This window comes from Ulvibacterium sp. (assembly GCF_028285715.1).
In the GTDB taxonomy this organism is placed as follows: domain Bacteria; phylum Bacteroidota; class Bacteroidia; order Flavobacteriales; family Flavobacteriaceae; genus Ulvibacterium.
Genome location: NZ_JANQOO010000020.1, coordinates 545797 through 559449, shown reverse-complemented (window position 1 = coordinate 559449; position 13653 = coordinate 545797). Strand labels below are relative to the sequence as shown.

10 protein-coding genes are annotated in these 13653 nt (G+C 42.2%); 4 read left to right on the top strand and 6 right to left on the bottom strand.

What is annotated here, in order from left to right; all coding sequences use genetic code 11:
• Positions 1-67: 67 nt before the first annotated feature.
• Positions 68-991 (top strand): aldo/keto reductase, encoded by a 924-nt coding sequence (locus Q0993_RS13840; protein WP_299533934.1) that lies wholly within the window; start codon positions 68-70, stop codon positions 989-991.
• Here Q0993_RS13840 and Q0993_RS13835 read toward each other — a convergent pair.
• From Q0993_RS13835 to hemH, 5 genes are all read right to left on the bottom strand, one after another.
• Positions 983-2104: an acyltransferase family protein gene (locus tag Q0993_RS13835; RefSeq protein WP_299533931.1), complete on the bottom strand. Its 1122-nt coding sequence runs from the start codon at positions 2102-2104 to the stop codon at positions 983-985. The two genes, Q0993_RS13840 and Q0993_RS13835, sit on opposite strands and share 9 nt — an antisense overlap.
• A gap of 95 nt (positions 2105-2199) precedes the next feature.
• Positions 2200-3096: a LytTR family DNA-binding domain-containing protein gene (locus Q0993_RS13830; protein ID WP_299533928.1), complete on the bottom strand. Its 897-nt coding sequence runs from the start codon at positions 3094-3096 to the stop codon at positions 2200-2202.
• Between the two features lie 85 nt (positions 3097-3181).
• Positions 3182-4279 (bottom strand): lactonase family protein, encoded by a 1098-nt coding sequence (locus Q0993_RS13825; protein ID WP_299533927.1) that lies wholly within the window; start codon positions 4277-4279, stop codon positions 3182-3184.
• Between the two features lie 135 nt (positions 4280-4414).
• Positions 4415-5806, bottom strand: a complete 1392-nt coding sequence (locus Q0993_RS13820) for an MATE family efflux transporter (RefSeq protein WP_299533925.1) — start codon at positions 5804-5806, stop codon at positions 4415-4417.
• Positions 5807-5907: 101 nt separating this feature from the next.
• Positions 5908-6942 (bottom strand): ferrochelatase, encoded by a 1035-nt coding sequence (gene hemH, locus Q0993_RS13815; protein ID WP_299533924.1) that lies wholly within the window; start codon positions 6940-6942, stop codon positions 5908-5910.
• A 167-nt stretch (positions 6943-7109) separates the two neighbouring features.
• Between hemH and Q0993_RS13810 the strand changes: the two genes are divergently transcribed.
• From Q0993_RS13810 to Q0993_RS13800, 3 genes are all read left to right on the top strand, one after another.
• Positions 7110-8165 (top strand): mechanosensitive ion channel domain-containing protein, encoded by a 1056-nt coding sequence (locus tag Q0993_RS13810; protein ID WP_299533922.1) that lies wholly within the window; start codon positions 7110-7112, stop codon positions 8163-8165.
• A gap of 188 nt (positions 8166-8353) precedes the next feature.
• Complete coding sequence (locus Q0993_RS13805) at positions 8354-11875, top strand: TraB/GumN family protein (RefSeq protein WP_299533921.1); 3522 nt, start codon at positions 8354-8356, stop codon at positions 11873-11875.
• Positions 11876-11905: 30 nt separating this feature from the next.
• Positions 11906-12748, top strand: a complete 843-nt coding sequence (locus Q0993_RS13800; RefSeq protein ID WP_299533918.1) for an N-acetylmuramoyl-L-alanine amidase-like domain-containing protein — start codon at positions 11906-11908, stop codon at positions 12746-12748.
• On the opposite strand, the gene Q0993_RS13795 is transcribed toward Q0993_RS13800, so the two are convergent.
• Positions 12745-13635: an AraC family transcriptional regulator gene (locus Q0993_RS13795; protein WP_299533917.1), complete on the bottom strand. Its 891-nt coding sequence runs from the start codon at positions 13633-13635 to the stop codon at positions 12745-12747. The genes Q0993_RS13800 and Q0993_RS13795 overlap by 4 nt on opposite strands.
• Positions 13636-13653: the final 18 nt, after the last annotated feature.

Genomic DNA, 13653 nt, shown 5'->3' with positions numbered 1-13653 from the left:
AACCCTTAACATGGCCTTTGCCTAGAAAGGCTTAACTTAAAGTCCATCTTTCGAAAAACTTTTCACAATGCCCTACTCAAGACGGGAAATTTTGAAACTCTCTGGCCTTACCGGACTGGGACTAGCCGCGATACCCTCTCTATTCTCATTTTCCCAAGACAAAAGTATGCGCCAAAGGGCTATTCCCAGTTCCGGGGAACCATTGCCCATAGTCGGGCTGGGCACATGGCTCACGTTTGACGTCGGGAATTCCTCGGAAGCCTTAAAAGTAAGGCAACAGGTATTATCGGAAATGCAACAACTGGGTGGTAAGGTCATAGATTCTTCACCCATGTACGGGAGTTCAGAGGCTGTTGTGGGTAAGTTATCGGCGGCCTTGGAAAGTCAAAATTCCCTTTTTTATGCCACCAAGGTGTGGACTTCGGGCAGGCAGGCAGGCATCGATCAGATGAACAGTTCCTTTAGAAAAATGAGGCGTTCCACCATGGACTTGATGCAAATCCATAATCTGGTGGATTGGCAGACCCATGTAAAGACTTTGCGCACTTGGAAGGAGGCCAGAAAAATAAGGTATTGGGGTCTAACGCATTATGTAGATTCCGCCCATAGCACCCTCGAAAAAATTATCCGACAAGAAAAACCGGATTTTGTACAGTTCAATTATTCCATCCTATCGCGCCATGCAGAAAAGTCGCTCTTGGCCACCTGTCAACAGAACCAGACTGCTGTCATTATCAACCAGCCCTACGATAGCGGTTCACTCTTCCGAAAGGTAAAGGGGCAATCGTTGCCCGAGTGGAGTGTGGATTATGACATTAAAAGTTGGGGGCAATATTTCTTGAAGTTCATCCTTTCCCATGAAGCGGTCACCTGTGCCATTCCCGGGACTTCCAAACCCCATCATGTCATCGATAATATGATGGCTGGCTATGGGGCCCTTCCCGATAGCTCAGGTAGGGAGAAAATGGCGTCCTATTTAAAATCATTGTGATTTAGGTTTAAGACCGAACAGTAACCGGGTCATTTTCCATCGTCGAATCAAGAACTCGTACAGTACCCAACATCCGCCGAAAGTTCCTATGGCCATTATCGTGATTTTCGTCAACAGTGACCATGCTAGGTCCATTACATAATACCCGATGATAATGGTTAGGGTCTGATGTAGTATATAAAAGGGATACACGGCCTGATTGCAATAGGAAAGCAGCTTGCTTCTTTTGTTAAGGTAGGTAGCCGCATATCCAAAAAGTACCAGAATCCAGGACCATAGATTAAAGACCTTTATAAAGGCTTCGGTAAAGTGAACCAAAGTAGAATCTTCCAACAGCAATCGAAGGCATAGCCACCCCAAGAACCCAAAAATACCACAGTACAGATAGTATCGCCTATACCGGCCTACTGTGTTCCAAAAGACTTTCTGAACAGAAATTAATATAAAGCCAAAAAAGAAAAAAAACAGATAATTCACAAAAGTAAACCAATCATCCACCAATGCATGGGTCACCGGAAAGAAAGGCTCCATAAAGGCCTCAACCAAATAGAGAGGTGGTAGGAACAAAAAAAGACCAAATGGTTTTTTAATTGTTTTTTGTATCCATAAAAGCAATCGGTTGTTTGGATTATTCCGTAATCTGAGAAACAAAGGTAATAGAATCAAGGAGTAGACCAACAAATAGGGTAGGAACCAAAGGTGGTGCCAACTCAGGTTACCTTCTGGATAAATCCATGTAAAGGCATGTTGCGGCCAAAAGCCGAAAAAACCTCCGGTAAACTGTCCATTTACAACACGTTCCAAGTATACCTGTGGGGGCACAATGAACAACATCCCAAAAGCCAATGGAATATAGAGCCTCCGTATCCGTTCCCAGGCAAACTGTTTTCCCGAACGTTTCCCCAATGCATAATAGGTGCCCATCCCTGAGATTACAAAGAGGATAGGTAAGCGCCATTGGTTAATGAATAACATGGGATAGGTAGGCCATTCATAAATAATGTTGTTCTTTATGTGCCAGCCCCAAGGGACAAAGAACATACCTACATGATAAAAAATGAGGAGGGCAAATACCCCGACCCGCAACCAATCCAAGTCGTATCGTCGTATCATTACCGTTCGTTTTGGGCCAAAAGTAAGGCTTCCCGAAAGGCATAAAATCTTCTTGGGACGAACAACATGTTTTTGTTACAGATGACAAGACTCCTTTAAACTTGCCGCATTTGCTGTTCAAAATGAGGAATCATGTTCCGGGAAACGGGAAGGATATCGGCCGCGTCCCTTAGTTTCAAACGATATCCCTGGGCGTTACCGGAAACTTTGACAATTTGATTCAGATTTACCAAATAGGACCGGTGTATTCTGGTAATACAGGAAAGTCGGGACAACTGCACATCCAACTCCTTTATGGTCATCCGTTTAACTTGTTTTGACAATTTTCCTTCTTTCTTCAGGAAAATCTCCAGATAATTCTTATCCGATCGCGCAAAAATGAACTCATTTGGATAGAACTCAAAATCGTCGCCTTTTACCTGTGTTCTAATAAAGAGTGACTGGAAACGCTCTTTTTTATCCTCCTCGAAAGCGGATTCGGCCTTCCCTTGAAATTGAGCAGCTCTTTGTTGGTTCCGCAGATACAGCCGATTGAAGTTTAAGGGAATCAATATCAGCATCAATATAATCCCCACAATAAAGGTGTTCCGAATTTCCTCAAAAAAATAGCCCCATGACCAGTTATTGGGATTGTCATAAATTATATCCCGAATCAGAAATTGTCCAATACCGGTGAAAAGGAAAAAGCTTAGGAGCAAAAGTGTTTCCTTGCCCACATTCCATGAATCGCTTGCCGTATCCCAATACCGTAAGCCTACCACAAGCAAGAACAAAACCGGTATGGGGACCAGGGAATGGATGACCGAAATCCAAAAAAAGTGCATGATGTGCTCATCACGACTCACATTAAAAGGCTCTACAAAAAAATTGAAAAGAACCACGAACACAAAAACCGCAAAAACGATGATGGACAAGTCTTTTCCCTGATAATAGAAAGGGTACGGTTGCGAAAAAAAATCGGATAGCGATTTCAGGGTAGTCCTAAACGACATAATACAGCAGTAATTCCAATTCGATTTCCATCAGGTTACGGTGCACAATAATACATCCCTATGAATGTATCCAGAAGTCGAATACCTATAAATCCAAAAACTCCAAACATGCGGGGCTAGACAATTTGGCTTCATGGAGATAGGCCAATTCCCCGGTCTGTTTATCCCTTTGGAAAACGGTGATATTATCGCTTTTTTGATTGGCCACCAAAAGGAACCCATCAGTAGGGTCAATTACAAAATTACGGGGCCAATCGCCGTGGACACTTTCCCTACCCGCAAGTTTCAATTTTCCGGAATTTGTATCCACTTTAAAGACGACTATGGTGTTTTCCCCTCTATTTGAACCATACAGAAACTGACCGTCCTTGGACAAATGGATATCCGCACAATAGCTCTTCCCATCAAAATCCATGGCTAAGGTATTTTGAGTCTCTACCTCAGTATAATCTCCATTGGCTTTTCGCTCAAATACGGTAATCGTGGAATTCAACTCGTTAATTACGTAAAGAAACTTTTCGTCAGAACTAAACGTAAAATGCCGAGGTCCTGCCTTTTCGGGCAAATCTAGGGAAGCTTGATCTGCTGGGACAAACCGTCCTTTCTCTTCCGAATATCTTTTTACGGCATCCAGTCCCAAATCCGCCACAAAAAGCCCATTCGAAGTAAATTTCGCGGCATGCGCATGAGACGTCTTCGTTGTGTCAATGATTTTATGGTCTATGTGCTGTGGATCGGGAAGCAATTTTCCCTTTTCATCAATCTGAAAAACAGAGATACTTCCCCCGGGGTAGCTGGAAGCCGTTAATGTACGCCCGTTTCCTGAAACCCCAACATGACAAAAGGGTGGACCACTGGTAACTTCTGAGTTGATTTCCTCCAACACCCCATCTTTTATGCGATATCCCGTCATCGCTCCTTTTCTTTCCGGGGCATCATTTACGGCATAGAGGTATTCTTTGTTCGGAGATATCTTTAAAAAAGATGGGTTTATCAAGGTGGCCATTAGTCGCGTGTCTTCCAAAGTTCCACTATCCGCATTAAATGTATACCGATATATCCCTTCACTATCCCCATTGGTATACGTTCCTACAAAAAGGGAATAGGTCTTGGGTGCCTCAGGGGTACAACCTAAAAAAACGAAAAACAAGCAGCAAACGGAAACAAAAGTCTTCTTGGCCATGGAAACAATTTTAAAAGAACATTAAAAATAGGGACTAAAATTGAAATGGGTAGTTACTGGGAAACAAAAAATTAAGGCTTAGCCCATATTCAAAAAATAATCCGTTGGCCGTTACCATTTGTCGTAATCAAATATCTACTCCTTACTCCCTGTCAACAAGGTGCTCTTGACCTCTTTCCTCAAGTAAAAGCCTGTAACTATGGTAGCGAGTACGTCCGCAATTGGAAATGAAATCCATACACCGAGCTCGCCCAAAAAATTGGGTAAAATCAAAATCAAGGGAATAAAGAAGAAGCCCTGACGTAGGAGTGTCAACAAAAGTGCAGGTACCGCCTTACCTATTGCCTGAAAATAGGCGGCCCCTATCAACTGCAACGCAATAATGGGCGTTGCCGCAAAGACCCAGCGCATGGCAAAGGGCGTGTGCTCTAGAACAAAAACATTGGCCGCCAGTTCTACCGAGGACATATCAGGCTTGTCGCTCAAAAATAGAGCCGCTATTTCCGAAGGAAAAACCATTAAAAAGATAAAGACCAAGGTGGCCATAAAAGCAGCATATTTAATGGCCGTGTTGATACTTTCGCGTACCCTCTGATATTTTTTCGCTCCATAATTATACCCTGCAATAGGCAAAAAGCCTTGGGTTACCCCAAATACCGGAAAAAAGGCGAACATCAGCATTCTTGCTATTATAGCATAGACGGCAATCATGGCCTCCCCACCCAGACCAAAAAGAATATTGTTCATCAATAAATAGATGATACTAATGGTGGCTTGACGCGATAAGGTCACAACACCTAAAGATCCGATTTCCCTTAGAATGGACCGATTTAATCCGAAATCGGTTATACGCAATTTGAGTTCCGAGTTTTTGGAAAGAAAGAACCAGACAATGTAACACAGGCAGAAAAAATAGCCCAGTGTAGTGGCCCAGGCAGCACCATGCATGCCCCAGTCCAACTCATAGATAAAGATATAGTCCATTAACAAGTTGCCGACGGAAGGAATGATCATGGCATTCATGGCAAATTTGGGTTTGCCCTCGGCTCGGATTACCGTATTGCCCATCATGCATAGTGCCAACATAGGGACCCCATAGACTACAATGATATAATAAATCTTGGCTGGTTCAAAAATCGCACCTTTGCCGCCAAACGCTGGAATAAGATCATCCACAAAATAAAGACCTACCACCACCATGGATATGGTGACCAATAGCGTTAAGGTTACCTGGTTCCCGAAAGTCTTCAGGGCCTTTTCCTTGTTTTCGGCTCCCAAGGCACGTGAGATAATACTGGAACCTCCGATACCAATGGCCATGCCCAAGGCCCCTATAAAAAATGAAACGGGAAGAACCACATTGATGGCCGCAATGGCAATGGAACCGATCCAATTTCCAACAAAAATGGAATCGACCAATATGTTGAGCGACATGACCAGGATACCGATACTGGCAGGCACTGCTTGCTTTACCAATAGTTTACCTATAGGTTCGGTACCCAGCTGTTCCGATGAGACTCTTGCCATTTTTTCTTTATTGCCCGTCTCCCAAATTGGGAAAGGGAAACAGAGCAATTTCATATATTGTTATTCTTCTTAACGGTCCGCCAAACCGCTATGGAGCTTTATTAAACCGGCAACGCATCGGAAGCCTGCCATTCATTTATCCACTTCGCCATAAGCCCTACCCATGCCTCACTATCGTTTAGACAAGGAATGTGCTTGTAAGCTGTTCCGCCCGCTTCCATAAACTGTTCCTTGCCTTCCATGGCAATTTCCTCCAAGGTCTCCAAACAATCGGAAACAAAGGCCGGGGTAATCACGGCCAAACGTTTTTTACCCTCCTTGGCTAGGCGCTCAAACTCAAAATCGGTATATGGCTTTAACCAAGGGTCGCCCGCCAAGCGTGATTGAAAGGAAGAACTTATCTTGTTTTCATCCAAATTCAGGTAGGATTTGACCAACTCTGTGGTATCATAGCACTGATGGCGATAACAGGTATGGTGGGCTACCGAATTAATGCCGCAACAGGAACCATCAATCTTACAATGAAACTTGGTAGGATCGCTCTTTCGGATATGCCGCTCAGGAATTCCGTGGTAGGAAAACAAAATGTGGTCGTACTCAAAATCCTTTAGGCCCTCTGCAATGCTATCTGAAAGTACTTTGATGTATTCGGGACTTTTATAGAAGGCGGGTAAAGTAGTTAATTTCATTTCAGGAAAATGTGCTTGCTGCTCTTCCATTGTTTTTACCACTACCGTTTCATAGGAAGACATGGCATAATGTGGATAGAGGGGAACCAATAAAACCTCATCGATTCCTTTTTCCGAAAGCTCTTCCAATGCCTTTTTAATGCTCATGCTACCATATCGCATACCTAGGGCAGTCGGAATCTTCAATTGCTTTTGTACCTTATTCGCAAAACGTTCTGAAATAACAATCAAGGGTGAGCCTTCTTCCCACCAAATTTTGGCATAAGCACTAGCCGATTTTTTGGGCCTGGTCCGGAGAATTATACCACGGACCAAAATAGTCCGCAGCCATTTGGGTGCATCAATCACCCGCCCATCCATTAAAAACTCATCCAGATATGGTTTTACATCCTTTGGGGTAGGGCTATCCGGAGAACCCAAATTAACCAACAAAACACCTTTTGCCATAGATTTTTTTTAACGCCAGTAAAAATAAGGCTTGTTACAAGAACTTCCCGTCCTTTCCGTGGATAGTTTTCTAATTTTGTTATAGAAAGAATCAATATTTTATAGCATACTCAGAAAGCCCTTCATAAAATTTTAGGTCAGGATACGACCTTTTAAAAAAATATAAAATGTTAGATGAGATTTTAAGGAATACGACTTATGAGTCCATACTTTTTTTGGCCGGAGGCTTTTTGCTTCTTTTGGCAATCTATATTGTTATCGTACGAATTCTGAACCACTATGGCAAAAACCCCAAATATCTAGTATCAACAGATTCCGTAAAAAAGATAAGCTTCCCTCTTATTTTAATTTTATTCTCTCTATTGCTACGAATGCAATCGTTACGGCAATTATTGGGTTTGGACGAATATACTTATTGGTTTAAAAAAGCTAGTGCCTTACTATTCATTTTTAGTTTTACGTGGCTTGTGATTCGGGCTTTGGGTGTAATCAAGCTATTAATACTTGCCAAATATGATGTTGGGGCCTCTGACAATTATCAGGCCCGAAAGGTTTACACCCAATTCAACATTTTAGAACGTATAGTGATATTTATTGTAATCATTCTGGCCCTGGGCATTGCCCTGATGAGCTTTGAAGGTATCCGCGAGATAGGAGTGAGCATCTTTGCTTCCGCTGGTGTGGCAGGTATAATTATAGGGTTCTCCGCCCAAAAGATGATAGGAACTATCCTGGCCGGTATTCAAATTGCCATAACACAACCTATAAAAATTGATGATGTGGTAATCGTGGAAGGCGAATGGGGCAGGATAGAAGAAATTACGCTAACCTATGTGGTCGTAAAAATTTGGGATAAACGCCGTTTGGTGGTCCCCACTACCTATTTTATAGAAAAGCCTTTTCAGAACTGGACCAAGACCTCTGCGGATATTTTGGGGACTGTATACCTGTATTTGGATTATCGGGTACCTTTTGAGGCAATCCGAAAGGAGTTAAACCGCATTTTGGAGAATTCCGATTTATGGGATGGAGAAGTAAACAACATACAAGTCACTGATTCCAAAGCCCATTATGTTGAAGTTAGGGCCCTAATGAGCGCCAGGGATTCCGGTACCGCCTGGGAACTTCGAGTATTGGTGCGGGAAAAATTGATTTCCTTCTTACAACAAAACTATCCGGAAAGTTTGGCACATAACCGCATTTATCTCAAAAAACAGGAATAAAGCAAAAATACTGAATACCAAAAAGCGTTATATCCAAGTTAGTCGCCCGTTTTAACGGTTTATAGGGATAGGTCACCGAATACTCTTCCCTAATTTTGCAGCAGCATCCTAACTTGCATAACGTATTGAGCATCTGTTATAGAAATAGATGCGTGCCCTGCAGGAAATGGGCTAAACAAAAAATAATAATGCGTCTCTTTTTCGCTTTTCTTGTAAGTATTTCTTCCTTTTCCATTTTTTCACAAGAGGAAAACAGCCTGCTTTGGGAGATATCCGGAAATGGATTAAAACAAAGCTCCTATGTCTACGGAACCATGCATGTAAGCAAACGCATAGCCTTCCGATTAGACGATGTTTTCTATGAAGCATTGGACAAAAGTGAAGTAGTAGCTTTGGAATCCGATCCGGGCACTTGGTTGGAAGCAGATGAGGATATCGGTTTTACGGCAATGGGGCAGGGCAGTAGCTTTAACCCTAAAGGTTTTTATAGATATCCATTTGCAATAAGGAACCCAAGAAAGGAAGAGATAGCAGGTTATTTGGCTTTTGAGGATCAACGCGTGAACAACATCCTATATCGGACCAATGCGTATTCCCAGAATTTTGAGGAGGAGACCTATCTGGATATGTTCATTTACCAGACTGGAAAAAAATTCGATAAAAAAGTCATTGCTTTGGAAGACCTAGAGGAATCCACAGCATTGGTGGGCCGCGCGAGTTTAAATGCCATGAAGCAAAAACCGGACGAGTGGTTGCAGAAGAAAATGCAACTACAGGACCCAATGACGCTAATGCAAGATGCTTACCGCAATCGGAACATCAACCTCTTGGATTCGTTGGACAAGGCCATGTATACGGACCACTACTTAAAGAACATGCTCTTCATCCGGAATCGAAATATGGTTAGGGAACTAGATTCGATAATGCAGAAGGCAAAGGTTTTCGCCGGTATCGGAGCGGCCCATTTACCTGGAGAACAAGGGGTCATTGCCATGCTTCGAGAGATGGGCTACTCCGTTTGTCCCCTGAACTCCCGATCCACGGCCAAAGGGAGGAGATTAAAGGAAAAGTTCGAAAAATCGATAAAGGAAAACGAATACGTCACCCGCGTCCCGGACGACAGTTTCTTTAGTATAGTACTGCCTAATGAGCTTTATCCCGTAGCAGGGTCCATAAATACCACCTATGTTTCACCGGATCTTGCCAATGGAAGCTATGTGATGGTAAACCGTATCCCTACTTTTTCGCACTTAAAGCAGGATGTCATCCATACCCTGGAAGATTTAGATAAGCTTTTATTCGAAAACATTCCTGGAAAGATATTGGAAAAGAGCCGAATCAATAGAAATGGGTTCCATGGGCTGGATATCAAAAACCAACTAAAGAACGGAGATCATCAACGCTATCATATCTATGTAACCCCCCTGGAGATCTTCATATTTAAAATGGGCGGTCAGGGCGATTATGTCATCCAATATTCAGACACCATTTTTAATAGTATTCAGTTTAAAAGAGCAACCCTAAAAAATAACAGGGTCGTCTCTGGCTTTGATGATTTTCAGGTAAGGATGCCATCTTTATACAGTTTCCCGAACCGATATCGCAAAGGAGACCGTTTTGTCCAGGGATTCGATTCCATTACCAATTCTTATTATTTCTTGCGGAAAGTCACCTTAAACGATTTTAATTTTATTGAGGAAGACTCCTTCGAACTAAAAAAAATCCAACAGCGGTTCTATAGGGAATTAAAGTTGTACCCTACCTACCAGAAACCCCAAGGAAACAGTTTACTCTCTAAAGCCGTTTTGGATTCCGTAACCGAAAAGGAACTCCATTTAAAAACCGTGTTCAACCGAGGTGATTATTATTTGATGGGATGCCTGACCAGAAATCCCGATAAGGCCATCGCCTTTTTTGACTCCTTCCAAGTAAAGGAAAATATGGAGAACAAGAACTTTAAAAAGGTACGGGATACCGCATTGTTTTTTACCACGGTGACCACGGTAAAACCACCAAAGTTTGTCGAAAACAGCAAAATGTACCGAAATGGACGTTACAGGCCCAAGGCTTACGAAGCCTACACCAAAAAAACAATTTACCAAAACAAAAACAATGAAGCGGTTACCTTGGAACTGAACAAGTCCCATGATTTAATGATGTATTCCAACATCGATTCCGTTTGGGCGTTCCGAAAAAAACTGCAAACCAAAAACGGACTTACTATTTTGGAGGAAAAAGACACGCTCCTTCAAAAAGGGTACTATGAACTGGAAATGGTATTGACGGATACGGCCAGTACGCGGGGCATCCTTGTGAAAAATATAGTTAAGGGAGGTTTGTTCTACGAATTGAAAGCACAGACGGATACCCTACTGGGGCCCAGTCCTTTCGTTGCTCAATTCTTCGAACACTTTGAACCTTATGACACCCTTATTGGAAAGAGTATTCTAGAGGATAAGACGCCTGCTTTTTTTAAGGCTCTACGGGCCAACGATAGTATGGTTATGGAAGGTCATAAGTTTGTGAAATTCCACAAAAAACATATAGACTCCCTAAAGTATTACATCTCCAAGTTTACCTACCCTGAGGACAAAAGATACCTGCAGGCCTATTTGATACAGCAACTGGGAAAATTGGATGACCCTAGGGTGATACCCTTTTTAACGGAATTCTATGTTAGCTCTTATAACAACTCCAATGCTCAGACCAAAATCTTGCAGGCATTGACGAAAAAGGCAGATGATGAGTCGGCGGCTGTTCTACTGGAACTTTTATCAAAGGATTTGCCTTTGGTTTCCAATACGTTGGAAATCCACAAAATATTCAAGCCCTATAAGGATAGTCTTCCTTTGGCCAAGAAATTATTCCCGGAACTAATGGATTATAGTGCTATTGCCGAGTACAAGCCTAGCATCTTTTCACTTCTCGCAAAACTAAAGGCAAAAGGTCTGATTAAACCCAAGAGTTATCAAAAATACCGGAAACAAATCCTGAATGATGCCAAAATACAATTAAAACGGCAGATGGGCCTATCTGGCAATGGTTTACAAAACGGTTACCTTAAAAAAATCCGCAATCAAAATAATGGTGTACTCGAAAATTATGCCATTTTGCTATACCCATTTCGCAAGGAAAAAGAAGTCGCCCAGTTTTTTGATCGTTTGCAATGGGTGAAGGACCGAAGAATACGTACTACCTACGCCATGCTAATGGCCCAGGAAGAATCACCGATTCCCCAGGCCATGTTAATCGGTCTGGCCAAAAACGTGAACAGTCGGTTATTATTGTTCAATAAACTCAAGGAAATCAATAAGTTGAACATATTTCCCAAAATGTACAAAACTGAAAGGTTTTTGGCGGAATCCCTTCTTTTTGAACAACGGCCTTTCATGCAAAACAAGGATTCCGTTCATTTTGTAGCAGAACGTACTCTACAGTATCGTGATGAGACGTATACTGGATATTATTTTAAGACGAGGAACAATCTGGATTACGATACCAACTTTACCATGCGCCTAGTGGTGTTTAAGGCGGGGGAAGGACTTACTGCGAAGCCTTATTATAAAAACGAAGGATTACGCGTTGAGGACACGGACACGGAAGAGGACGCAATTACTTATGCCACGGAGGAGTTTTACCTCAAGGACAGAAAACGTGCACAGGTTTATCGGCCTATAGGTTATGGAGGCTATGGGTATCTTGGGTATTAAATGGCTATATTTGACTTTAAAATATATCCTGTGAAAGTCTTTTTTATAGTCCTATTCATTTCGAACGGTTATTACGCAATATCGCAACAAATCACCTGTTCCCCTGCCGACAAAAAAACATTTAGGGATAAGACCATAGCGATTGATGGATTGTTGGAAAACGATTTTGGAAAGACCATGGTGGCTATTGGCAAAACCTTTATGGGCACACCCTACGTGGCCAAAACCTTGGAAGTGGGCGATGTTGAAACCTTGGTCGTTAATCTCCATGGTTTGGATTGTACCACTTTTGTAGAAAATGTATTGACCTTTGGTATACTCCTTAAAAATGGGCAGAGCGACTTTGACAATTTTACCCAAACCTTGGAAACCGTTCGGTATAAAGATGGCAGGTTGGAAGGCTATGCATCCCGCCTTCACTATTTTTCAGAATGGATTGCCAACAATGAAAAGAAAGGGTTGTTGAAGGATGTTACCTCGGAAATAGGAGGTATTGAGATTACCAAGGCTATCAATTTCATGAGCGCCCATAGGGATTTGTATCCGTTCTTAAAGGATGACGGAAATTTCCAGAAAATACAAGCTTCAGAAAACTATCTCAACGACCAGTCCATCTGCGTTTTGCCCCAAGACCAAATCGAGATAAAGGAGCATCTAATCCATAGCGGAGATATTATTGCCTTGGCCACATCCATTGATGGCCTGGACGTTACCCATACAGGTATTGCTACCCGTGAAAAAAATGGCAGGATTCATTTATTGCATGCCTCTACGGGCTCCATGGAAGTTGAGGTAACCAAACTTCCATTATCGGAGTACTTAAAAAAAGTAAAAAGAAACACGGGTATTATGGTGGCTAGACCAAATCCCTAACCATTGGCCAGGGACATCACGTATTTTTTCGGAGTGGTACCATATTTCTTTTTAAAGGCGGCTATAAAATGGCTGGCCGTACTATAGCCGACTTTCAATCCTACCTCATTAACATTGTTCTGTCCTGTTTCCAACAATCGCCGAGCATGTTCCATCTTATAGTCGAAAAGAAAGCTATAGACCGAATCACCATAAATCTGTTTAAATCCTTCCTTTAATTTTTTTAACGGTAGTCCTATTTCCTCGGCCAAAGCTTGTAAACTAGGAGGTTCGGCCATTTGGGAAATAATGATTTCCTTGGCCTGGCGAATGCGTCTAACATTATCTTCGTCCACTAAAAAGGGGCACTGCTCTACATCGGCATCGGTATTTCTGTTGAAATAAAGTGAGACCAGTTCGTAGACTTTGCCATGGATATATAGTTCCTTTACGGAGGGATGTAGGTTGTAATTCATTATCTGGCTCAAAACCACCGCTATCGCGGGGGACACCGCTTCCTGGGAATAATATTTTTTTTCCTTGTTTTCCGGACTAAGAAAGGGAATATAATCCGCCTCCTTTGAGAAGAGCGAATGAAACTTGCGTATGGTCATCACAATGGATACCATCCATGAATTAGGATCCAACAGCACATTCATGGGCAAATCCAATTGGGTGTTATAGAGTAATAGGGAGTTCTCCTCAGAGACATCCAACGCATACCTGCCTTCACTAAAAACAAACTTGGCATGCCCTTTAAGACAGAAGTGAAATTGTATGAATGAACTGTCGATTTCACGGGTAAGTTTTTGAAAATCAGAAGTATCGTTTTGAATTTTCAACACATAAAATCCGCTTTCTATAAGGACTTCATCATAAGAACCTTGAACGACATTTTTCTGTTGCATATAATAATGGTTATGTAT

Excerpts from the sequence above, each read along its gene's own strand:
- Q0993_RS13830 (WP_299533928.1), bottom strand. The coding sequence starts at position 3,096 with ATGTCGTTTAGGACTACCCTGAAATCGCTATCCGATTTTTTTTCGCAA.
- Q0993_RS13810 (WP_299533922.1), top strand. The coding sequence starts at position 7,110 with ATGTTAGATGAGATTTTAAGGAATACGACTTATGAGTCCATACTTTTT.
- Q0993_RS13805 (WP_299533921.1), top strand. The coding sequence starts at position 8,354 with ATGCGTCTCTTTTTCGCTTTTCTTGTAAGTATTTCTTCCTTTTCCATT.
- Q0993_RS13795 (WP_299533917.1), bottom strand. The coding sequence starts at position 13,635 with ATGCAACAGAAAAATGTCGTTCAAGGTTCTTATGATGAAGTCCTTATA.
- Q0993_RS13835 (WP_299533931.1), bottom strand. The coding sequence starts at position 2,104 with ATGATACGACGATACGACTTGGATTGGTTGCGGGTCGGGGTATTTGCC.
- hemH (WP_299533924.1), bottom strand. The coding sequence starts at position 6,942 with ATGGCAAAAGGTGTTTTGTTGGTTAATTTGGGTTCTCCGGATAGCCCT.
- Q0993_RS13820 (WP_299533925.1), bottom strand. The coding sequence starts at position 5,806 with ATGGCAAGAGTCTCATCGGAACAGCTGGGTACCGAACCTATAGGTAAA.
- Q0993_RS13825 (WP_299533927.1), bottom strand. The coding sequence starts at position 4,279 with ATGGCCAAGAAGACTTTTGTTTCCGTTTGCTGCTTGTTTTTCGTTTTT.
- Q0993_RS13840 (WP_299533934.1), top strand. The coding sequence starts at position 68 with ATGCCCTACTCAAGACGGGAAATTTTGAAACTCTCTGGCCTTACCGGA.